This is a genomic window from Neobacillus niacini (genome assembly GCF_019749295.1).
Taxonomy (GTDB): Bacteria; Bacillota; Bacilli; order Bacillales; family Cytobacillaceae; genus Neobacillus; species Neobacillus niacini_D.
The window spans coordinates 36,463-56,726 of the sequence record NZ_JACWFG010000001.1 but is presented as its reverse complement, the minus strand read 5'-3'; the positions used below and the strand labels follow the sequence as shown (position 1 = coordinate 56,726).

General features: G+C 41.8%; 28 protein-coding genes and 1 pseudogene. 23 read left to right on the top strand and 6 right to left on the bottom strand.

Annotated elements, in window-relative coordinates; all coding sequences use genetic code 11:
- Positions 1–121 precede the first annotated feature (121 nt).
- Entirely contained in the window at positions 122–328 is a 207-nt protein-coding gene (locus H0184_RS00275) for a helix-turn-helix transcriptional regulator (protein WP_221819715.1), read from the bottom strand.
- A gap of 139 nt (positions 329–467) precedes the next feature.
- On the opposite strand from H0184_RS00275, the gene H0184_RS00270 reads away from it, so the two are divergent.
- The 3 genes from H0184_RS00270 to H0184_RS00260 all read left to right on the top strand — a co-directional run bounded on the left by H0184_RS00270 (position 468) and on the right by H0184_RS00260 (position 1,283).
- Complete coding sequence (locus H0184_RS00270; protein WP_221819714.1) at positions 468–674, top strand: hypothetical protein; 207 nt, start codon at positions 468–470, stop codon at positions 672–674.
- Between the two features lie 91 nt (positions 675–765).
- Complete coding sequence (locus H0184_RS00265) at positions 766–1,041, top strand: hypothetical protein (RefSeq protein WP_221819713.1); 276 nt, start codon at positions 766–768, stop codon at positions 1,039–1,041.
- On the top strand, positions 1,038–1,283 hold the full coding sequence (locus H0184_RS00260) for a hypothetical protein (protein ID WP_221819712.1): 246 nt from the start codon (positions 1,038–1,040) through the stop codon (positions 1,281–1,283). The genes H0184_RS00265 and H0184_RS00260 overlap by 4 nt, the downstream gene beginning before the upstream one ends.
- Positions 1,284–1,306: 23 nt before the next feature.
- Here H0184_RS00260 and H0184_RS00255 read toward each other — a convergent pair whose 3' ends face one another.
- Entirely contained in the window at positions 1,307–1,546 is a 240-nt protein-coding gene (locus H0184_RS00255; protein ID WP_221819710.1) for an XRE family transcriptional regulator, read from the bottom strand.
- A gap of 181 nt (positions 1,547–1,727) precedes the next feature.
- Between H0184_RS00255 and H0184_RS00250 the strand changes: the two genes are divergently transcribed.
- The 17 genes and pseudogenes from H0184_RS00250 to H0184_RS00170 all read left to right on the top strand — a co-directional run bounded on the left by H0184_RS00250 (position 1,728) and on the right by H0184_RS00170 (position 12,440).
- Positions 1,728–2,036, top strand: a complete 309-nt coding sequence (locus tag H0184_RS00250) for a hypothetical protein (RefSeq protein WP_221819707.1) — start codon at positions 1,728–1,730, stop codon at positions 2,034–2,036.
- Positions 2,021–2,239: a hypothetical protein gene (locus H0184_RS00245; protein WP_221819706.1), complete on the top strand. Its 219-nt coding sequence runs from the start codon at positions 2,021–2,023 to the stop codon at positions 2,237–2,239. Before H0184_RS00250 ends, H0184_RS00245 begins: the two co-directional genes overlap by 16 nt.
- A 75-nt stretch (positions 2,240–2,314) precedes the next feature.
- The gene (locus H0184_RS00240) at positions 2,315–2,533 is read left to right on the top strand and encodes a hypothetical protein (RefSeq protein ID WP_221819704.1); all 219 of its coding nucleotides are present in this window, start codon (positions 2,315–2,317) and stop codon (positions 2,531–2,533) included.
- 15 nt (positions 2,534–2,548) lie between these two features.
- Positions 2,549–2,767: a hypothetical protein gene (locus tag H0184_RS00235; protein WP_221819701.1), complete on the top strand. Its 219-nt coding sequence runs from the start codon at positions 2,549–2,551 to the stop codon at positions 2,765–2,767.
- Complete coding sequence (locus H0184_RS00230; RefSeq protein ID WP_221819699.1) at positions 2,764–3,072, top strand: hypothetical protein; 309 nt, start codon at positions 2,764–2,766, stop codon at positions 3,070–3,072. Before H0184_RS00235 ends, H0184_RS00230 begins: the two co-directional genes overlap by 4 nt.
- A gap of 643 nt (positions 3,073–3,715) precedes the next feature.
- Positions 3,716–3,892 (top strand): hypothetical protein, encoded by a 177-nt coding sequence (locus tag H0184_RS00225; protein WP_221819697.1) that lies wholly within the window; start codon positions 3,716–3,718, stop codon positions 3,890–3,892.
- Between the two features lie 5 nt (positions 3,893–3,897).
- Positions 3,898–5,325, top strand: coding sequence for a TOTE conflict system archaeo-eukaryotic primase domain-containing protein (locus H0184_RS00220; RefSeq protein WP_221819695.1), 1,428 nt, complete (start codon positions 3,898–3,900; stop codon positions 5,323–5,325).
- A 108-nt stretch (positions 5,326–5,433) separates the two neighbouring features.
- Positions 5,434–6,105 (top strand): hypothetical protein, encoded by a 672-nt coding sequence (locus H0184_RS00215; RefSeq protein WP_221819693.1) that lies wholly within the window; start codon positions 5,434–5,436, stop codon positions 6,103–6,105.
- Between the two features lie 63 nt (positions 6,106–6,168).
- A complete protein-coding gene (locus tag H0184_RS00210) occupies positions 6,169–6,384 on the top strand; it encodes a helix-turn-helix domain-containing protein (RefSeq protein ID WP_221819691.1) in 216 nt (71 codons plus the stop codon).
- A gap of 28 nt (positions 6,385–6,412) precedes the next feature.
- The gene (locus H0184_RS00205) at positions 6,413–6,634 is read left to right on the top strand and encodes a hypothetical protein (RefSeq protein ID WP_221819689.1); all 222 of its coding nucleotides are present in this window, start codon (positions 6,413–6,415) and stop codon (positions 6,632–6,634) included.
- Entirely contained in the window at positions 6,631–7,197 is a 567-nt protein-coding gene (locus H0184_RS00200; RefSeq protein WP_221819688.1) for an HNH endonuclease, read from the top strand. Before H0184_RS00205 ends, H0184_RS00200 begins: the two co-directional genes overlap by 4 nt.
- A 365-nt stretch (positions 7,198–7,562) precedes the next feature.
- Positions 7,563–8,276 (top strand): hypothetical protein, encoded by a 714-nt coding sequence (locus H0184_RS00195; RefSeq protein WP_221819686.1) that lies wholly within the window; start codon positions 7,563–7,565, stop codon positions 8,274–8,276.
- Positions 8,277–8,342: 66 nt separating this feature from the next.
- Complete coding sequence (locus H0184_RS00190; protein WP_221819685.1) at positions 8,343–8,618, top strand: hypothetical protein; 276 nt, start codon at positions 8,343–8,345, stop codon at positions 8,616–8,618.
- 146 nt (positions 8,619–8,764) lie between these two features.
- On the top strand, positions 8,765–9,094 hold the full coding sequence (locus H0184_RS00185; RefSeq protein ID WP_221819684.1) for a hypothetical protein: 330 nt from the start codon (positions 8,765–8,767) through the stop codon (positions 9,092–9,094).
- 165 nt (positions 9,095–9,259) lie between these two features.
- A pseudogene (locus H0184_RS28150) lies at positions 9,260–10,417 on the top strand (phage tail tape measure protein); the annotation flags it as partial.
- A gap of 1,023 nt (positions 10,418–11,440) precedes the next feature.
- Positions 11,441–11,980, top strand: a complete 540-nt coding sequence (locus H0184_RS00175) for a hypothetical protein (protein WP_221819682.1) — start codon at positions 11,441–11,443, stop codon at positions 11,978–11,980.
- A 13-nt stretch (positions 11,981–11,993) separates the two neighbouring features.
- The gene (locus H0184_RS00170; protein WP_221819681.1) at positions 11,994–12,440 is read left to right on the top strand and encodes a phBC6A51 family helix-turn-helix protein; all 447 of its coding nucleotides are present in this window, start codon (positions 11,994–11,996) and stop codon (positions 12,438–12,440) included.
- Positions 12,441–12,997: 557 nt separating this feature from the next.
- Here H0184_RS00170 and H0184_RS00165 read toward each other — a convergent pair.
- Together H0184_RS00165 and H0184_RS00160 are read right to left on the bottom strand one after the other, a co-directional pair.
- Complete coding sequence (locus tag H0184_RS00165) at positions 12,998–13,939, bottom strand: aldo/keto reductase (protein ID WP_221819680.1); 942 nt, start codon at positions 13,937–13,939, stop codon at positions 12,998–13,000.
- 19 nt (positions 13,940–13,958) lie between these two features.
- Positions 13,959–14,954 carry a Gfo/Idh/MocA family protein gene (locus tag H0184_RS00160; protein ID WP_221819678.1) on the bottom strand — a complete coding sequence of 332 codons (996 nt, stop codon included), beginning with the start codon at positions 14,952–14,954 and terminating at the stop codon, positions 13,959–13,961.
- Positions 14,955–15,080: 126 nt separating this feature from the next.
- Here H0184_RS00160 and H0184_RS00155 point away from each other — a divergent pair, with 126 nt between their 5' ends.
- Positions 15,081–15,929 (top strand): AraC family transcriptional regulator, encoded by an 849-nt coding sequence (locus tag H0184_RS00155; RefSeq protein WP_221819676.1) that lies wholly within the window; start codon positions 15,081–15,083, stop codon positions 15,927–15,929.
- 270 nt (positions 15,930–16,199) lie between these two features.
- Here H0184_RS00155 and H0184_RS00150 read toward each other — a convergent pair whose 3' ends face one another.
- Both H0184_RS00150 and H0184_RS00145 read right to left on the bottom strand, forming a co-directional pair.
- Complete coding sequence (locus H0184_RS00150; protein ID WP_396953571.1) at positions 16,200–16,325, bottom strand: IS3 family transposase; 126 nt, start codon at positions 16,323–16,325, stop codon at positions 16,200–16,202.
- A 202-nt stretch (positions 16,326–16,527) separates the two neighbouring features.
- A complete protein-coding gene (locus H0184_RS00145) occupies positions 16,528–17,631 on the bottom strand; it encodes a TDT family transporter (RefSeq protein WP_221819674.1) in 1,104 nt (367 codons plus the stop codon).
- Positions 17,632–17,772: 141 nt separating this feature from the next.
- Here H0184_RS00145 and H0184_RS00140 point away from each other — a divergent pair, with 141 nt between their 5' ends.
- Together H0184_RS00140 and H0184_RS00135 are read left to right on the top strand one after the other, a co-directional pair.
- Positions 17,773–18,102, top strand: a complete 330-nt coding sequence (locus tag H0184_RS00140) for a DUF1904 family protein (protein ID WP_221819672.1) — start codon at positions 17,773–17,775, stop codon at positions 18,100–18,102.
- Positions 18,103–18,494: 392 nt separating this feature from the next.
- A complete protein-coding gene (locus tag H0184_RS00135) occupies positions 18,495–20,006 on the top strand; it encodes an ElyC/SanA/YdcF family protein (protein WP_221819670.1) in 1,512 nt (503 codons plus the stop codon).
- Positions 20,007–20,264 lie beyond the last annotated feature (258 nt).

Genomic DNA, 20,264 nt, shown 5'->3' with positions numbered 1-20,264 from the left:
GCGGTATTACCGGTATGTATTTTTAAAGACGCAGCTCCTCTACGGACGCTGACACGCTTATACGTCAGCTTATGCGGCCATTTCCTAAATAATGCAGGTCCAGGCCGTAATACCGGCACATTTATTTTACTTCGTCTTTCACCGCATATAAGTCGTCCACTTTAACGCCCAGCAACGTAGCCAGTTCGAAGGCCTGCGGAATTGACGGATAAGTCTTGCCCGTACACCAATTCGATAGAGTATTCTGCGATACTCCGAACCTCTTGCATATTTCCGGCCGATTATACTCCGACTGTTTTATCCACGATCCTATTAAGCTAACTACCATCAACATCACCTACCATATAAATTCGACGGAGCTGTCCGTAATCCTCTCACAAGATTATTTGTAATTTTACCAAAAATGTTGTGATAGGACGATATTACCGCTCATACCATATACTATCAAGCGATAGGAGGCGTTAAGGATGAGTAATAAGAGAGTTAAGTCGGTTTCTTTTAACATTACCAATCCGCAAGATAGGGCGTTCTTAGACCGTCTGGCAGAGGAGAATATCGAGTTTAGTCCGTATGTAAAGGCGTTAATATTCGAGGATATGCAGCGCAGAAATGCTCCGCTCAAGATCGTTAAACGTAGTGCAAGCGGTGGAATCAAAATAGTCGTAGGGAAGTAATACCCGTCTCTTCGACGGACCCTTTGCGTAACAGTGTAACGCGGTTGACGTTGTCAATTGTCATGACGATTTCAAAAGGGAGGTCACCGGAATGATAGAAGGAAAGGGATTGGGTGGCAAGAAAGTTAATCGAGTGAACGTTTCGCTCTCCAATAAGCAAGACTCGAAGCTCAGGCGCCTGGCGACCGCTTGCAACATGAAGCCGACGACATTGGCCGGAATACTCATCGAAAAGGGGTTAAACGACGCAGAACTTGTCTCGGAACTGCAGCGCGAGTATTGTACACAAGCAGCCTACCGCGTGATCGTCGTCAATAATAACGGAGAGCTGAACTACGTATTAACTGGCCGGGAGGACTTCCGATGAGCTGGGTCAGTTTTATAACCGGAGGCATGACCGTCATAATGGCGTATGCTGTCTTTTCTACGGGTGCTGAGGAGGACGAGGAACTGGTTACGGAAGATTCGGACCTAGTCATTAACGAAGGAAGTGGCAGACATGTGACGCTGAGCTGTCAGACCTGTCGCAAGTTAAAGAGACACCGCGAAATACGTCCGAATGTATTCCAATGCTGCAAGTGTAAGAGGCATGTAGATATTAGCGCATGAAAAAGGCGACCTTGACGGGTCGCTTATTTGTATTCGTATGAAACTACATCCTCGATGCTGTAGCTGTGCTTTAATCCCTTTTCTTCGGCCAAGCGATTGACCGTGTCTAGGATGCTGACTAACGTCTCGACTTCGATTCGACTGACGTCACCTTTTACGTAGGATGAGACAGTTGCCGGTCGGATCTTGCCTTCTACCGCTAAGGCGTTCATCGATATCTCTAATTCCTCTAGTACGTCACCTAATTTAAATTCTAGTGTCATATATACCTCTCCCGAACCTCAGTTTCTGTATTTTCTATTATAACTTATTTTTACGAAAAAGTTTCTTAAAAAGTTTCTAAATTTTTTTAATTTTTACCTTGACGGTTTTACTGCTGGAGTTATATACTCTAATTAACCCAGTGGTATTACCGCAGGAGTTAAACAACAAGGAGTGGGCGCAATGATAGAAACGGTTTATTTGCGTGAACAGGATAACGACGGTTCAGAGATTTTTCAGTCTTATCAAGCGATCATGTTAAAAAATCGAGCTGCAGTTGTTTTTGAAGAGGAAGGAATGACAATTTTTCGTTTAAAAGACGGGACAAACGACCTCGACTTCACCTATTCATTATTTTTCGCACACTTTTTTCTCGTCGGTGATCCATGTAAAACGGTAGACATCGAAAAGGTTAGTAAAATGTCAGCCATTGAGTTTTTCGAATACTTAGTCACGTTGAGGGAGGCTCGGATTAAATGTTCATCCCGATAATTACTAAGCCTGTTGACGTCCGTTTTATCAGAAAGCCCGACGGCTCCTTTGACCTCCGTATCATCGGAACTACTGGGAAACCTATCTTTATTTGTTCGAAGCAATTTAAGCGATTTTTTCCAGGCACATCGACTAGTTATAAGGCCGGAATAGTAAAAATGGATAAGGCCTTTGCTGAAGAGTTTTTCGAGCAAAACACGTAATACTTACGTCGGTATTATGCCGACATCCTTTTTAGCTAATTTTGTACAAGTTGATGATTTTAAGGAGGTGATGGGATGGGGTTAAGTTTTAACCAAGTTGAACGAATTGTCTCTGAAATGGTTAAGGCGTGGAATGAAGTAGATGAACATCGGAGTCGGCTAGATTATACAGGTGACGATGAATACGTTGGTTACCGTGAAGGGCTTTACGACGCATACCTGGATATTCTACTAACCACTGGATATTCAGTTGATGAAATTAATGAAATGGAATCACGATTAGGTAAGAAATAATAGGAGGGAAATAAAATGACAGTTCAGATTCGTTATGTAAAAACAATAGTTGGCTGGTTTAACTTATATGTGGTAAACGGGGATCCTAATCCTCCGGTTACAATCTCACCAGCAAAAATGTCGGAGTTATTTCCGGAAATCTCTAAGAAAGTAAGATTTGGCTGCGGAGAAATTAACGCATTTCAAGCATCGAATCTATTTGGCGAAACTCTAAAGGAGGGAAGAATCGCATGACTGTACGCAAAATTAAGGCTGTTTACACTGTGTCGGATGATCCGGATTTCGGAGTAGTCGAAGATGAAGTTTTCTTGCTGGCGCCAAACGTCATTCTTGAGAGAAGCGAAAACGACGCAGTAATACTTATTCCTAACGAGCCTATAAGCGATGACCAAAATACCGTTTATATTGACCGTGCAGAATGCGGAATGCTTGAAGCAGAATTTCTCGAGGGAGATAACGAACGATTGGACGCTTTGGGCTTGGAATGGCTTGCGACTGCATCATTTCTCGAGGTTATGTATGAACTTGCAAAAAAGTAAGAGCCTGCCTTTATGACTGTGGAGGTCCCGGCAAGCTCTCGAAAATACTCTAGGAGTCGATTATATCATATGGTACACGATCCAGGTAGCGGTGGTTTTTAGGTAAGCGACGGCAATCGCTTTAGAAATAAAGGGTACGGCATTGCTGTACCGGTAATCGTGACGTTGGTACGTCGAAGGCAAGGGCGTATCAGCAAGCGATTTTAAATAGCAGCACGACTCCAGGTGGAGCTCCTTCGGTGGCACGAAAGATTTGTGCTTGGAGCCGTCACAAGTCTGCTGGCCGACTCTCGGTGACTGGCGGCAACCCAATAGGTAGCGCCGAGTATATGTAAGGCTTGATTCGTGGTGGCATGCGGGTCAGGCCTTTTTCTATTTTTATAATAGCATACCGAACAAATGTTCGCAAGTATTTTTTAAAAAGTGCGCGACTTTTAAATTTCGTTCTTATTATACAGTGAAGACTGCGCGACTTTCGGATCTCGTTCCTATTATTAAGTAAGGGTGCGCGACATTTAAAACTCATTCGTATTATTAGGTAAGGTGTCCGAAAAATCATTCTAATACGTCACTATTATTAAGCGGTATTTTTTCCGCGGCAAGTCCGCGTTCACATAAAACAAAATTACGGAGGGGATAACGAATGGAAGAAAAGTACAAGTGTGTACTAAGTGTAAGAGTTGCGAAGGAACTGGTCGCAAAAGATTTTAAGTTAGTTGATATCGAGCCGAGTCGACGGTACCGAGGCAAATTGGTCTTTGTATTTTTAAACACGCCTGAGCTCGATGGAGAATTAGCAAGATTCGAGAGGAAGGAATGAGTTGATTGCCAAAACTGCCAACAGAGAACAGCCGCAAACTTATTTACGCAAAAATAAATGAGCTCTACATCCAAACACGTAGCAAGTATTTAGTCCAATTTCCAAACAGTTATGTGACGTTTAATAAAAAGCATAGCGCCAGAGTGGTCGTTCTAAACGACAGTATGTTAAAGACGCATATTGATGGCGACCTAACCTACGGAATTTTCAACGGAGGCTATTTTAACAAATTCATAACCTTCGACGTTGACTTTAACGACAAAGGTCTTGCGCGCTGGGCAACGCTAAAGCTGATCGACGTACTAGTTCACGAGTTTAATATTAAGCGGCAGGACATTCACGTAAGCGTTAGCGGTAATAAAGGCTATCATGTCGATATGTTCTTCGATAAGCCGATACCCGTGAAAGAGATTCGCGTCTTCTATGACAACGTAATAGCCACGGTCGGCAAATTGCAGGACGGTCAAATAGAGTTTCGACCCTCATGGACTCAAGGCATAAAATTACCACTCGGCGTCCACCAAAAGACCGGCAATCGCTGTTGGTTTTGCGATAATGAAACGTTGACTCCTATTAAATCCTTCGACTATTTGCTCGACGTACAGCCGATGGACTCAACGATAATAACCGAGTCAGACTTCGGACTTACCGACCAACAGGCGAGTGAATTCGAGGCGGTAGCGGCTGAAACGAATATCATGGCCAACGTGATCGACGTATCTGCAGCATTGCAAAAAGCACGTCGCATACTCGAAGCGGGCAGACTTACCGAAAGTAACAGCAGGCACTCGACCACGCTGACGCTTGCGTGTTTCTATAATTCGCAAGGATTTGAGCCAGAAGAAGCTGTCGAGGCGATTATGGACATTCTTAACGCCACACCTCCGCAGTATTTCAGCAAAGGCAGCACGCCGGACCATTGGCTTAAAGAGGCGCAAAGGCTTGTCGCTTATGCTTACGAAAAAGATATGAAACTCGGAAACACAGACAAACAGGTTACGATTTATAAGTCCGAAATACTGGCGGTTCTGCAATGCGGCACCTTCAAGCAAAAGCAAATGCTTTACGCGATGCTCGTAACAAGCAAGCGCTACGGGCCGACTTTTTATCTGAAGACTAAGACAGCGATGGCTATGATTGGCACGACTTCGAGGGAGACCGTTCAGAATGCAATAAAGACGCTGGTGGAAAAAGGTTACGTTGAATATCGGCGAAAGGGCGAGGTAGATATTGCGAAGAGTCTTGAGCTCGGCCAATTTCGCCATAAGCCTAACAAGTATCGTCTATTACTTCCGGAAGTTGCGGAGGATGAGCCGAGTGTCGAAGTATCAAATGAGCAATCAGTCGTCGACGTTGCATTACAATTATGCGATGTAAAGGAAATCAAGCGGTATGTAAAGCGTAGGGAATACGAGAATAAGTGGGCGTTATAGGGCGGTGTTTAAAAGCTCTATATATATAAATATGTTATTACGTTACCGATTTTGTACACATTTATCCAATTTAATAGTAACACAAAACAGCCAAAAGGGGAAATGAAAATGACAGCCAATATAAATTTTAAGAACCCGGGCGAAGGAGCCATTGAATATGCAAGCTCATTCTTCGAACAATTGAACGTAGAGATAACTCGAGACAAAGCACTGTTACTAATTAATCGCCTAATCAAGGGAGATTTTAACGACAATAATGACAAACGGATTAAACGATGTGACTGGTGCGGGTATTTTTATCGCGACAAAACAAAGCCGAATAACTCGAAAGTGTGCGGCCCATCTTGCAAATTTGCGAAAGATAATCACGCCAAGGCGGTCAAGAAGGCTGACAAAGAGCTATTGAAGCCGAAGAAGGAGAAATCATTCGAACGCGAAATGTACGAATGTCACGTGCATTGGCTTGAGTATCCCTATTATGTCTCGGAACACTACATGCTTAAGCGTGCTCATCGTTACGAAACGCCATTCTCAAATGACAAACTCGAGCAAATTGACGCGGCAATTCAACGCGGGTATAAGCGAAATAACAAAGCTACGCCAACGGATGGAAGTGATAAGGTTTACGTCAGAGGGATCAGCCATAAGCATCGTTATGGAGACGTTGAAGTATCTCAATTAGAGCCAGACTATTTTGCGGAAAAGTATTCGGAGAGACACCTGAGACTCGAGCGCAAGAGGGCGCTAGAATTTAGCCGCAGTAAAAAAATGCATATATAGGAAAGCCCATAATAGTTCGTTAATTTTTTTGGGCTCAAACGGAATAGATAGGAGGTAATCGAATTGGACGGGATGAAAGCAAAGGCTATTCGTTATTTTTTAGAGGAATCGCAAGAAAAGTTCGCAAAAAGAATCGGTGTTGCGGCATCGACAATCTGTGCTATAGAAAAAAATCAGCGTGATATTACCGATTATATTCGAGCCAAATTAGTACGAATAGAAGCTGGACTGCCAGAAGAGTTTGATCTTTTTTACGATGGTTTTAGAAAAAGTGTTTAAACCTTAAATATAACACTATTGAAGGGGGATGGCAATAGTTTTGAGTGGAGAAAAGGCAATTCATACAATCCTTTGTATACCTGGCGGAAATTACCCGCACCATCAAAAACAGATAGTTGCGAAAGTCACGGACGGAGAAGAGGCAAGGTATTTCACGTTCGGACCGCATTGCACTAAACGCCAAATCACTGAAATGATTCCGAGGCTTTGGATGGATTTCCGATTTAAAAAGAGGGGGAAGAGCGCATGAGTCAAACGTTAAGGACTTGTAGGATTTGCGGCGAGGTTAAGGCACGGGATGAATTTGAACGGGATAAAAGATACGAAGGTGGTCGCACCACTAGGTGCAAAAGCTGTAAAGCGAAATCGACAGACCGCGCTTACCACGCCTTTTACAAACTAAAGCTACGTGCGGAAATGGCCGGAAATGAAGTCGCTGTAACTCTTGAAGAGATAAAAGCACTGCTGGAGGCCTTCGGAGGTATCTGTATTTATTGCGGAGCCAAAGAGGAGCCAAACGGACCGACATTTCATGTTGAACATGTAAGGGCTCGAAGCCAGGGCGGAGCGGATCATATTAACAATTTGGTAATTAGTTGTCCTACATGCAATTCAAAGAAAAGCGATAAATCGGTAATCGGTTACTATTTCGACGAAGAAAGTTTTACTGATGAAAATTTAAAGGTTTTAGTCCAGTACCTTGCTCTTTCTGCTGATAAAAAGGTCGAAGAATTGCTCGTGAACTTAGTGGATGATTTCGCCATAAGTGAAGTACGCAAGATTCGCGAGGAAATGGAAAAGGAAGTGAAATAATGGGCCGTAGAAATTCTGGTCAAGTAAGATATGAAGGCCTTAGCCAACGCGAAATATGAAGATTAGAACGAAATAAAAAATACAAAAATCCGAGGCGTGATGGTACCGATTGGACGGACCGAGTGCTTCAGAAAATAAAAGAGGCTGAGGAGGTTAACGAGAATGGCGGAATCAACTAAATTAAGGTGTTTTAATTGTGCATTGCAATCGGAATGTTTGCGAAAAGAGCGCAAAGAAAAGTACGAAGATGCAGGCTGGCAAACGTATTGCGAGAAAGGAATCAAAGTTTGGAGTGGCCCGAAGAAGAGTCGACGTCGCTAATAATGGATGTAACAAAATTACTTATAAAATAGGGGGATTTAATAATGAGAGAACACATTTCGAAAGCTCATGAAATTATGAACGGGGCTACAGCTCAATATAGGGAATTGGCAGATAAGCTAAGTCAAGCAGAACAGCAAATAAGACAGGACAAAACCCTTTCTGCACACGGTCAAAGATTAAAAATTGAGGAGCTTAAAAAGCAGCACAGTCGACAAATAATGGAGTTTGCAAAGAAGACCAAAGACGAGTTTCAAATTGAAGTCATTCGCGCAAAGGGCAAGGCTGAGCGCCTTCTTGAAAGTCCGCATAAGAAGCCTAGTGACGCAACTGTGCAAAAATATGAACGTAGCTTGAAAGATTTAAAGACTCGCGTAATGCTGGCGTTCCGTCCGGAAAAGGCCGCGGAACTTGTGAAGGAGTTTGCGGAAGGGATAGACGATCCTTATATTGCCGGACAATTCCGCGAACACTTTTCGGATGTCATTACGCCTATTATTCAGCAGGTAAAACCAGAGGCAAAAGCGGATTTAGTAAAGTTGTACGATAGATTGGATTCGGATTTTAAGACGGAAGACCAGCGAGAGGCGCAACAGGTAATGGAGCAAGCAGACGCAATGTTCTCGGCCAAGATATTCAAGCCTGCTGTCACGGATCACATTAAGGGATCATACGGAAGTCGTTATGCAGACTACGTAAACAAGCCGGACATGTATTTTGCTATAGAAGATTCAGTAAAAGAGCCAGAAGCGGAATAAGATAACGGCCGGCGACTTTATTCATCGGCTTAAATAAAAAAAACAATAAAAAGGGGCGGAATATAAATGAATATTACTACACTTCAAACAGGCAAAATTGTTATAAAAAACGACGAGGAACTGCTAAGTAAAATCGAAGGGCAAAGTCTTGAAGGTGTGGACATTAGCGATTTTAGAGTTAGCGCTGATGATCTTGCAAAGCTATTTAATCTAGCGCAATCTACCCGTTATACCTACGTCAAAGAGGACGGAGTGGAAAACCCACAAGTCATTAAGACCCACGATAATGTCAAGAGATACAAAGTGCTAAAAGCAGCATATCTCGAAAAGTTTAGTAAGTAATAGGGCGCCTTCGGGCGTTCTTTTTTATACATATCTCGTGATGAATTCAACGGTCAGCCATTCCGTTGTCGGAGCGAACATCTTAAAACTGACAGTCCTAACGGGCTGTTTTTTATTTGGCCAAACGAAACTAGAGGGGTGAAAACATGAACACATTGAGCGATGTTCAGCGCGTTGTTGACGAGTATTACACGAAGACGGGTCAATGGATGCAAAACGCAGCACAAGCGCAAGCACTGCCAGTTGATGCAACTTGGCGGCAGGCAGAGCGGCAATACAGCAAAGGCTTGGCGGAATTAAAAAAGTTGAAACTGTCGCAAGAAGACCGGAGAGGCTTCCGGTTATTACGAGATGGTTTCGAAATGATGATTCGAGCATGCGAAGCTGGCCAAAAAGGACGCTATCAAAAGGCGGAACAACTTGGCGCAAAGTCAGGCGAATTATTATCAGGATATTTAAAGGTGGTGACAACGTAAATGGCAGGAGATCAAACAATTCTTGTAAACGTCGGGGCAGACATATCAAACCTCTCATCTGGTTTGACTCAAGCTGCCAACGAGGTTTCTAGATTTTCAAGTAGTACGCAACAAACATTCGCTGAGCTCGGAAAAATCGGCGCTGGCATGACGGCTCTGGGCGTCGCGATAGCCGGTGGCCTCGGATTCGCAGCAAACTCGGCAATGAATTTCGAGTATCAGCTATCCTCGATTAAAGCAGTTTCGGGAAGCACAGCGCAAGAAATGGAAAAGTTGAGCGCATTAGCTATCGAGATGGGCGCAAAAACGAAATATAGCGCTACTGAAGCGGCTCAAGGTATTGAAGAATTAATGAAAGCTGGAGTAAGCACGGCAGATATCCTAGGCGGAGGCTTGCAAGGTGCGCTCGACTTAGCAGTTGCTGGCGAACTTGAACTAGCTGACGCGGCTGAAATCGCATCCACTGCGCTAAATGCGTTCAAAAAGGACAATTTAAGCGTAGCTGACGCCGGAAATCTTCTTGCCGGAGCCGCGAATGCAAGCGCCACGTCAGTTTCTGAACTGAAATTCGGCTTAAGTATGACTTCAGCGGTTGCTGCCGGAGTTGGGCTATCGTTTAAAGATACCTCAACGGCACTCGCAGCGTTTGCAAACTGGGGCTTGCGTGGATCCGATGCCGGTACCTCACTAAAGACGATGCTACTTAACTTATCGCCTAGTACGGACGCTGCCGCCGGACAAATGAAAGAGCTTGGACTTCTTACGGAGAACAATACCAGTAAGTTTTATGACGCTAACGGCTCAATTAAATCGATGGCTGAAATTGCGGAGTTATTGAAAACGCAATTGTCCGGCTTGACCGATGAGCAACGTCAGCTTGCAATGAAAACGATGTTCGGAACGGACGCAATTCGTGCTGCCAACATCCTTTACAACGAGGGTGCAGCGGGTATTGATAAGATGTACGAGTCAATGTCGAAGGTCAAAGCGGTAGATGTTGCGACAGAACGTTTGAATAACACTAAGGGTGCAATCGAGCAATTAAAGGGCGCGTTTGAGACGGCTTCGATTTCGCTTGGTACTGCGTTGCTACCGGCAATTAAGTCAATCACGTTAACAGTCCAAGGCATGATCGACAAGTTCAACAACTTGAGCGAAAGCACAAAGTCAACGATTGCGATAACAGCGGCTATTGCTGCAGGCTTCTTGCTAATCGCTGGACCGCTTCTAATGATTATCGGCTTTATTCCTGCCATTGTCGCAGGCTTTACCGCTATAGCAACGGCAGGTAGCTGGCTCGTAGGAGTTATTGCGGGTATTTCGTCCACCGTTCTAATCGTTGTAGGCGTCATTGCTGCGATTGGTGCTGCGCTCGTATTGGCGTATCAACATATTTCATGGTTTCGGGATTCAGTAGACGCAGCCTGGGAATGGATCAAGCAGGCCTTTAGCGTTGCGCTAGAATTTATCATCGGAATCGTGAAGTCGGTCATGTCCGCAGTGGCTTCGTTCATTGGCGATCGACTAAGCGACATTACGAAATGGTGGTCGGAAAACGGATCGGCCATTATGGAAGTAGCGAAATTTGCCTTCACATTCTTGAAGAGCTATATACAAACGGCGATGGGCTTTATTTCGATGATCTTCCAGACGATTTTTCCGGTAATTGTGGGCGTCGTGAAGATTGCTTGGGCAGTCATACAGGCAGCCTTTTCAACGGCGATAAACTTCGTGCTCGGACTGATTGGCTTTTTTGCTAAGATTTTTACCGGAGATTTCGAGGGAGCGCTAGAATCAGCGAAAAATACTGCGTCGCGAATCTGGCAGAATATCGTTTCAATCTTCAAGAGTATCAATTTAGCGGACATAGGACGTAATATTATCGCTGGATTAGTTAACGGTATTAAGTCGATGGGTTCTGCGGTTTCTAAAGCGGTCAGCGGAATTGCCGGCGCTATTCCTGCGAAGATCAAGTCGTTCCTCGGCATTCATTCTCCTTCAAGGGTTCTTATGGAGCTCGGAGAATTTACCGGAGAAGGTTTCGTAAACGGTCTAAAATCGATGATTAACGAAGTCAAGGTAGCTACCGGGGATATGGCTTCGGCTGCAGTCCCGACGTCCCTTGCTTACTCTACGCCAGGAGTTGCGGGCAATGCTTACACACGACCGCTGGCAGAGAAAACAACGACGCAAAGCTCAACAGTTAATCTAACGCTGAATTATAGCGGAAGCGGTTCGGAAGATGATGCGCGAGGTATGCTCGACATGATTGAGCGCGGATTATCGGATCGGTTTAACTTAAAGGCGCGATTTGGCGGAATCAGAAAGTAAAAACGGAGGTTGAATATGGACGACATTGAAAAGATGAAAAAGGAAATAGCGGCAATGAAAGCCGATCGAATTGCAAGAGGATTACCTGCCGACCCTCCAGCGGAATTCGTTCCGGTAGAAGTTGGCTATTTACTTTTCGAACGCTGCAAACCGCTTTTTGATTTTCTCGTAAAGTATGCAAAACTTTGCGGTGATTCCCAAAGGATTCCTCCGATTGATGATTCGAAGCTGGAGCCTTACGTGGCTGACTTAGAATTAATCGGCGAAACTATCGGCGGGAATTACAATGCCTTCTCTGTAGGGATGCGCAACGCTATGCGATTAGTAAAATCCGCAGATCAGAACGCACCGGAAAAGTTTATTCGTTCCTTACTTCTAAGTTTGAAACTGGCGAGTATTGACGCCAAAAAGTCTCTGAACGAAGTTGCATACGGACACGGGGGTTATGCAGACGTTAAGGCTAAATACGAGGCATACAAGAGTGATGAAGCGTTATTTGACGCGGAGCTCAGTCGACTTAAAGAACATTACGAATCAATTAAACACTTATACTAGGAGGGGAAACTAAATGGCAACATTAAAAGAATTGCAGGAGAATCTTACTCCGCAGCAACAAATGGCGGCTCACTTGCTAATTGCGAATGAATTCGCTGGTAAGGAAAAGCGCACGCAAGAAGCCTTAGCGGAAGAAATCGGAATTAGCCGTCAGCATCTTCATACTTGGAGAACAGAGGACGTCGACTTTATCCGCTACCAGGCAGCATTGACGGACATGAAGCTTGACTCTTATCGTTCACTGGTTGACGCAAGGTTAATGACTCTAATCGAAAAGGGTCCGTCTAATAACGGAATTCCTTCAATTAAAGCTATTGAGCTTTACTATAAGCTTAGCGGTCGCTTAGTTGAGCGCAAGGAAGTTACGCAGTTTACCGAGCTGCAAACAGATCGTCCTCGCCGATTATCCGATGAAGAAGTGGCGCAAGGCTTAGAAGAACTTAACGACATGCTGAAATAAAGAAAGGCCCTCGGAGTAATTCCGGGGTTATACATATTTCGAGTTTTATTGACACCGCATAACCTATCGACTATCATAAAACCGTAAAGGACGAATGAAAACTGTAACGGTGATTGACCGTAGACTGATTGACCGCATGATTGAACGTTGATGTTGGCGCTGATTGTGCCGATTGATTGTCCGGATTAACTTACGTAGTCTTCAAAACTGCTTGAGACCTGCGTGCCAGGTCTGGTGGGTTCGATTCCCACACAGTCCCGCCAACCATATCAAGACCTTAAGCAAATCCTTTCATACATAGACCTGAGGGCACTCGGGCTTTTTTATTGTTGATTGCTGTAAAAGTGCCAAACTTCCATTTGTGCTATCGAAGTCTTTTCAGAAGTGTATCTAATGTATCTACCCTAATTACTCCATGTTACCGGTCAAATGCGAATAGATATCCATGGTAACTTGTAACTTGGAATGGGGGAAATTTCATATTACCTTTATTCCAACAAGGCTTCCTCTTTAACAAAAGGAAACCTTCTAATCTTTTAATAAAAAGAGAAAGCACATTATCTCACACTTATTGCAACATCTTCCAGCCATTTTATCTCTTCTTGTGTTAAAACAATTTTGGATCCTTCATAACAAGAGTTCAATTCTGCTTCATTTTGAGCACCGATAAGGGCACAGGAAGGAAATGGTTGATTGAGAACATATGCAAGTGCGATTTGAATGGTGCTGACACCTTTTTCTTTTGCAAGCTCTTCAGCGCGGCGCAGACGTTCCCAGTTTTCATCACTGTAGAATACGCGAACAAGATCCGCATTGCTGTAATCATTTGACGAGAAGCGACCTGTAAAGAAACCTCTTGCTTGGGAAGACCACGACAAAAGCGGGATCTGATATTTTTCATGCCATTGGCAATCAGCTGCATCAGCGGATACACAACCAGCCCAAAACGGTTCTTTCGCTTTGGCTAAGCTTAGATTGGGACTGCTGAAAGTAAATCCGACTAACCCATTAGCTGCGGCATATTCATTCGCTTCCTGCAACCTTTGAACCGTCCAATTCGACCCGCCTATCGCTTTAATTCTTCCAGCGGCAATATGCTCATTTAAGGCATCAATAATGAGGTTAACCGGGACATTCGGGTCATCACGATGCAACGCATATAAATCGATATAATCTGTTCCAAGCCTTTCTAAACTCTCAAATAGATCCTTTGAAATAGCTTCAGGATTTACACGGGTGCCGTTCTGGTCGTGGTGAGCCCCTTTTGTTAAAATCACCACATCTTCACGATTGTTTCGCTCCGTCATCCACTGCCCAATTGCCACTTCACTCTCACCGCCACAGTAAATATGGGCGGTGTCAATCGTATTCCCGCCTATGGCGAAAAAACGGTCCAGCACTTGGCAAACTTGCTCATACACACTTGGCCTAAAATAGTCTGAGCCTTGAATAAGGGTCGTTACTGGTTTTGTTAGCCCTGGAATCGTAATCGTTTTCATTATTTCAACCTCCAATTTGTTAAATTTCCACACGACGGCGTTCTCGTGCCGATGTCAAACAAGCATCCAACACTTTCATATTCAGGACGGCATCTGATGCTGGAAAAGGAAGTGGTTCTCCGTTCCGAATACTTCTTCCTATAGCATCTGCCTGCAAGGCATATTGGTTCAAGTGAGGAACTTCTACTTCTCTACGTCCATCCTTTGTATGGACAAAAAAGTTATCTCTTTCATCCTGATTTACCACAAAGGCGCTCGGAACTTCAATTCGTCCATCTGTTCCTAAGACTTCAAGTGTATTTCTGAAAGCTGCCCACATGCCGCAATCAAACGTTAAAGCAACACCTTTATTAAACTCTAAAATGCCAGAGGCCATCATATCGACATAATCATGTTCTTCAGACAATAGAGCATGAACCGTTGCAGCCTGCGGCTCTTCGTTTAACAACATCCGTGCTGCACTAATTGGATATACACCTACATCGTATAGCGAACCGCCGCCCCAATCTTGTTTATATCGAATATTGTTCTTGTCCTTTGCGTTGTTAAAGGTAAAGGTGCCATGAATTCCGCGAATCTCGCCAATTTCACCCGATTGAATAATGTCGTGAATGACGTTATAACGCGGATGATATCGGTACATAAACGCTTCGGCAAATGCAACACCAGCTTTTTCGCAAGCCGCTACCATTTCTTGTGCTTCCTGTGCAGTAAGCGCTAATGGCTTTTCGCATAATACATGTTTTCCAGCTTCTGCTGCACGAATTACCCATTCTTTATGCATATGGTTGGGCAGTGGAATGTAAACGACTTCAATAGTAGGATCAGCAAGTAATTCTTCATAGCTTCCATAAGCGGTCGGTATATTCAATTCCTCCGCTGTTTGCTTTGCCTTGTCTAATCCGCGGCTAGCGATGGCAGCGACTTCGCCGGTTTCAGATTTCTGGATTCCAGGTATAACCGAGTGCTTCGCGATGCCGGCGCAGCCAATAATTCCCCAAAGAATTTTTTTCATTCTGTTCCTCTCCTTTTATGTAAGAATATTACTATATTGTCATTATATTAAACTCATAATAAAATAAAAATATAATCTTTTTGCCTTACATATGAAACAATATTGCTATGGAAAGAGTGATAGAACATGCTTCGACAATATCTATTACCTACACTCAATAATAACGAATATATGGTGCTCCCCGAATCGATCGGATGGTATTGGGATGAGCCGGAACATCAGGTAGATAGAAAGGTAGGTACGCTTAATAATTTTAGTATTCACTTTATTGTTTCAGGAACTGGCTATATAGAAATAGACGGAAAACAATTTACCTTGAAGCGGGGGGATGCTTTTTTGTATTTTCCGATGCAGGAACAGCGTTATTATAGCAGTCATCAGGACCCGTGGAATATTCGTTGGGTGCATTTTTATGGAAGCGTTCTCCATCCATTTTTATCAGAAAAAGGGTTTTACCGACATTCACTATGGAATATCCAACATATGAAGCCATTAGAAAAGGCTCATGAGCAGCTGCTCCTTGAAGCGGAGAAAAATAGTTTTTTGTATTTGTCCCGGTTGTCCACTCTCACCTATACGTTCTTAATGGAATTCCTAACAAATGTAGTACCCCGGACTTCCGACCGGAAGCAGGAGTTGGACAATCGAATTCAGGGCTTGCTGCCCATGATGCAAAGTAAAGCATGTGAACCATTTGAATTGGATTACTGGGCGGAACAAGCAGGTGTGAGCACCTATTATTTTTGTCGCCTTTTTAAACGGGATACCCAAATGACGCCAATGGAGTTCATTACATTATGCCGGCTTCAACTGAGTAAACAATTACTGCTTGACCATAAAGAAATGACCATAAAAGAAATTGCTCTAAAAGCAGGCTATCCGAGTATCAGTTATTTTAACAAACGCTTTTTAAAACATGAAGGAATGACACCCACCAATTACCGCGAGCTGTATCCTTTTAAATCACAGAAGTAGAAAGGATGTTTGTTTCCCCCTTTGGCAACTCAGTAAACGGGATAAAACAAGATAATCCATGAAAGATGATGGGTAAATCCATTGTTATTGGATAATCATTTGGTTAGTCTAAGCATATTCCTTTATGAAGGCGGGGATATGAAGAAAATGGATTTACTTTTCTAGAGCATTTCTTCTTACATAAATGGAGTTATTTCCTTGGAACCGCTCTATTATCGATTTCACTTCTATTACAATTATGAGGTGCCCCCCGAAAGTTAGAGTTTTATATTAAGCAGCTATTTGGCTGGTATGGACACGGTATTTAACCGGGCTCATCCCAGCCAATTTTTGTTTTATTCGCTTGTAATTATAATAATGAATATAATCTTCTAGTCTATTTTTTAATTCCTCAATAAAAAGGAACGGTCTTCAAGACTGCCTGTGACCTGCATGCCAGGTCTGGTGGGTTCGATTCCCACGCAGTCCCGCCAACCTTGATATAACGCTCCTTATTGTTTCTCCAACCACTAACCAAGGAACTCTTTCGAGACTTTGCTGGCAGACACATGTTTTAATGGGCAGCCAAACATACATATTCAAAATTAAAGCTCCCCACTTAAAATGGAGAGCTTACTTCGTTTCCTTTACTAATATGTCTAGATGATTGTTTGTTAGCTTTTATTAGATCACTAAAACAAAGCATGAGTTCAAACATTAGAAGAATTATGACTACCCATACGCCTAAGTTTAAGATCGTGTCAATCACGATGGACCCAATAAATAAATGGGTATGGATTAGGGATGTTAAAGTATAAAACATTGCAAAAGTAAAGACTCTACTCCACTGCGTAACATCATAAATAAAGATAGCTTTTTTAAGACCATAGTGTTTCATCCGTTTAAAAAGCCTGTAGATTTCAATAGACTCAACCATAATGAAAATAATAAAGGCTGCTCTCCATATCAATCTTATTGTATCAATACCAATAATGCCTGTGACTAAACAGGCAATCCCGGAAATAGATAATGCCCCATGTAAAATGCAGTTCGTATTGTTCCAATCCAATTCAATTGACCAAGAATTTTTTATGTATCTATATAGGATAAAAAATACACAAACAAGATAAAAACAAAACCCTATGATTAGTAAGGATAGGTTAAAGATATCAGGAAATTCTTTGAAAACAGTGTTAAGTAACAGGACTATCGATTGTGTGCTAACAGTAGTTAGAAGCAGAATTCCATGGACATTCTGATATGATTTTGTCCGAGAAATTTCTAAAAAAGTTTTTACACTTATCCCAATATAAATAATCCACAGGACAATATTTATAATCGCAATAAAGACCGAAATAAATCCCCATTGGAAAAATTGTTTATAAAATATAATGCCACTAATAGAGGTACCAGCAACCCATGTACCAATCCCAAAACGATTGATTAGATTGGAATAATGGATGACTTTAAATTTTCCATCCAGACTGGCAATTATTAAAGAAAGAATAAAGGAAAACCAAAGGGAGAGGTTAATAATGCATAGAATTTTTCCAAAAATGTGTTGGAAGAACTGGATTCCAAAATAGTTTAATAGAACACCCTGTGTAACAATCCCAAGTGCCATAACCATGGCCATGGCTGAAGTTCTAATATAAAGTTTATTAAAAGTGAAAAATAAAATAATACAAATCATAAGGAAAATTAATATCAATAAATAAATCAAATTTATCACCATATAGTTTTAGATATTTAAAAAGTATACCATCATTATATCCGGAGGTCTGCACATTTGTTCAGACTTGATTGAATACAACTAACTTTATACTTGATACTACTAAGTATAAATATTATGGGAGGAATTGAAATGCCGCAATTAATTTTTAAAGGAATTACAGTTGATATAGTAAAAAAAATTAGTGCTGCTTTGGTTCAGGAACTAGCAGACCTTTGTAAATGTGAAACTGACAATTTCACATTAGAAATAATCCACTCTTCTTTTGTTTTTAATCAAGAGGAAGTCCCTGGATTTCCTTTTATCGAAGTGAAATGGTTTGATCGTGGCCAGGAAATTCAGGACCAATTTGCAAAGATAATGACGAACCATATTCATTCACAGGGTATTCCTGAGGTGGAAATTGCTTTTACTGTATTTCTAGAGTCTGCTTATTATTTGAATGGGAAAAATTTCGAATAATGATTCTTTTTTTGATAGACCCTTAGAAAGCTGCTCAAATTGATGAGCGCTTCTTTTTGCATGTTGACCAAAATCAGAAGGACGTTTTCATTCATTAGGTTTTGTTAATTTGTTGAATATTAAAAATTATCAGTTAAAAAGGTTGTCTTCAAGGAAAATAATGGTTACTATATAAATAGAAGTTACATAGTGAATCACATGTTACTAATGCGATTAGGCATGGTGGTAAATGAGGGAATGTATCCATTCCTCAATTTCCACCATGCCTTTTTTATGTAATCACCTGTAAAAATATTTAAAGGAGGTGGATTGATTTAAGTAAGATTATTAACAACCAAGTGGATGACAGAAATAGTAAATAAGTTCATAACGATGGAGGAGTATTTATAGTAATGAAAAAAGTTAATAATATATTATTCAGTTTGTTATTGATATTTAGTTTGATTCCTTTCTCTACTGCCGCGGCAGAAACTCCTGATGCCTCAAAGGACATAAAAACACTAGTAAGTGAATTAATCTATTATTATGGACAAGATGCACGTACAGATGTCCAAAGAACTCTTGAACTGATTGAAGAACAATCTCTGGAAGATTATAAGTTATGGAATTCGGTCACTAATTATTGGGATTGGATCGAGAATGATATGGAAGAAAATATAGATGTGGCTCCAGACGGTCTTCCAAAAGATAATACGCATGCTTTTATTGTTCTTGGGTTTGCTTTAAATAGCGACGGTACAATGACGGATGAATTAGTTGGTAGATTACAAGTTGCCCTAAATAGTGCAAACAAATACTCCAACTCTTATGTCTTAGTAACTGGCGGAGTAATGAAAAATGGTTGGACAGAAGGCGATCGTATGCGTGATTGGCTATTGGCTAACGGACTTCCGATAGAAAGAATCATTGTAGAAAACAAAAGTGCAAATACCGTTCAAAATGCATCGTTCAGCTATGATACTTTGTACAACGACTATAATATAAAAACCGCTTCTATTATAAGCAGCCAATATCATTTAAAAAGGGCTAGTATATTCTATTACACCATGTCACTTTTGAAAGTGAAAGAGCTTGGGAAAACTCCGATTGAGTTTTTAGGACAAGGAAATGCAGGCTGGTATCGAGCAGATAAAACAGAAGAACCAATGTCCCTAAAAGTCAGTGGAATGTCTTCCATTGCAGGTGTACCTAGAGCTAGTAATCTCCCTATCTCCAAACTAGAAGATTTGGCCATTGAAGGGGACCTAGAATACTATTTAGGTGAAGAATTAAATTTAACTGTTAATGCGCAATATGATAGTCAGTATGTTCGTGACGTTACAGAACATGTGGATATTATGGGATTCGATTCAAGTAAAATCGGAGACCAAGAACTTGAAATTACTTATGAAGAAAGGGGAATAACACTAACGAGAAACATCATGGTTAGTGTTGAAGTAAACAAATCTGTACTAGAAAAAGCAGTGGCGGATGCCGAGAAAAAAGTAAAGTCTGACTACACAGGACAGAATTGGAGAGATTTTACAACTGCACTAAGTCTTGCTAGGCAAGTATTAGGAAATAATGAAGCGACACAAGAAGAAGTAGATGCAGCACTCCATTCCTTAATAAAAGCAACGGAAAACCTTGTAAAAAAACCGATAGTGATAGAAGTTGATAAATCCGCGCTGGAATATGCAGTGGCCGATGCTAATAAGAAACAAGCATCAAAATATACTGCTGCCAGCTGGACGGCCTTTAAAAAGGCATTAGCATCAGCGAAAGCGGTACTTGCAAATCCAACTTCATCTAAAGTAGAAGTAGATACAGCTCTTATCGATTTAAATGTTGCAAGTTCCAAGTTAATATTCGCTACGGTTCCAAAGCCTCACAGGGAACGCATAAGCTACCAAATACAGCAGTAAATATGTAGGCGTACCTGTTAATTTGCTCATTATTAGTTGCAGTTGGGGCATTACTCTATATTTATAGAAGAAAAGCGAATCTTGATGCATCAAGATTATAATGGGAGGAAAATGAAAAAGGGTATTTTTGAAATAGTCGACAAGCTACTTAAATAAAATTTTCATGATAAAAGGCTAAACCAAAAAATTGGTTTAGCCTTTGTTGTGAGGTTAGCGCTGCTTGTCCCGATATTGCCAAACGCCGGCGGCTCTCATTAA

Coding starts and splice junctions, on each gene's coding strand:
- H0184_RS00200 (WP_221819688.1), top strand. CDS start 6,631: ATGAGTCAAACGTTAAGGACTTGTAGGATTTGCGGCGAGGTTAAGGCA.
- H0184_RS00265 (WP_221819713.1), top strand. CDS start 766: ATGATAGAAGGAAAGGGATTGGGTGGCAAGAAAGTTAATCGAGTGAAC.
- H0184_RS00135 (WP_221819670.1), top strand. CDS start 18,495: ATGAAAAAAGTTAATAATATATTATTCAGTTTGTTATTGATATTTAGT.
- H0184_RS00270 (WP_221819714.1), top strand. CDS start 468: ATGAGTAATAAGAGAGTTAAGTCGGTTTCTTTTAACATTACCAATCCG.
- H0184_RS00140 (WP_221819672.1), top strand. CDS start 17,773: ATGCCGCAATTAATTTTTAAAGGAATTACAGTTGATATAGTAAAAAAA.
- H0184_RS00225 (WP_221819697.1), top strand. CDS start 3,716: ATGGAAGAAAAGTACAAGTGTGTACTAAGTGTAAGAGTTGCGAAGGAA.
- H0184_RS00195 (WP_221819686.1), top strand. CDS start 7,563: ATGAGAGAACACATTTCGAAAGCTCATGAAATTATGAACGGGGCTACA.
- H0184_RS00205 (WP_221819689.1), top strand. CDS start 6,413: ATGGCAATAGTTTTGAGTGGAGAAAAGGCAATTCATACAATCCTTTGT.
- H0184_RS00230 (WP_221819699.1), top strand. CDS start 2,764: ATGACTGTACGCAAAATTAAGGCTGTTTACACTGTGTCGGATGATCCG.
- H0184_RS00165 (WP_221819680.1), bottom strand. CDS start 13,939: ATGAAAACGATTACGATTCCAGGGCTAACAAAACCAGTAACGACCCTT.
- H0184_RS00215 (WP_221819693.1), top strand. CDS start 5,434: ATGACAGCCAATATAAATTTTAAGAACCCGGGCGAAGGAGCCATTGAA.
- H0184_RS00160 (WP_221819678.1), bottom strand. CDS start 14,954: ATGAAAAAAATTCTTTGGGGAATTATTGGCTGCGCCGGCATCGCGAAG.
- H0184_RS00245 (WP_221819706.1), top strand. CDS start 2,021: ATGTTCATCCCGATAATTACTAAGCCTGTTGACGTCCGTTTTATCAGA.
- H0184_RS00175 (WP_221819682.1), top strand. CDS start 11,441: ATGGACGACATTGAAAAGATGAAAAAGGAAATAGCGGCAATGAAAGCC.
- H0184_RS00155 (WP_221819676.1), top strand. CDS start 15,081: ATGCTTCGACAATATCTATTACCTACACTCAATAATAACGAATATATG.
- H0184_RS00255 (WP_221819710.1), bottom strand. CDS start 1,546: ATGACACTAGAATTTAAATTAGGTGACGTACTAGAGGAATTAGAGATA.
- H0184_RS00170 (WP_221819681.1), top strand. CDS start 11,994: ATGGCAACATTAAAAGAATTGCAGGAGAATCTTACTCCGCAGCAACAA.
- H0184_RS00250 (WP_221819707.1), top strand. CDS start 1,728: ATGATAGAAACGGTTTATTTGCGTGAACAGGATAACGACGGTTCAGAG.
- H0184_RS00260 (WP_221819712.1), top strand. CDS start 1,038: ATGAGCTGGGTCAGTTTTATAACCGGAGGCATGACCGTCATAATGGCG.
- H0184_RS00235 (WP_221819701.1), top strand. CDS start 2,549: ATGACAGTTCAGATTCGTTATGTAAAAACAATAGTTGGCTGGTTTAAC.
- H0184_RS00275 (WP_221819715.1), bottom strand. CDS start 328: ATGGTAGTTAGCTTAATAGGATCGTGGATAAAACAGTCGGAGTATAAT.
- H0184_RS00190 (WP_221819685.1), top strand. CDS start 8,343: ATGAATATTACTACACTTCAAACAGGCAAAATTGTTATAAAAAACGAC.
- H0184_RS00240 (WP_221819704.1), top strand. CDS start 2,315: ATGGGGTTAAGTTTTAACCAAGTTGAACGAATTGTCTCTGAAATGGTT.
- H0184_RS00185 (WP_221819684.1), top strand. CDS start 8,765: ATGAACACATTGAGCGATGTTCAGCGCGTTGTTGACGAGTATTACACG.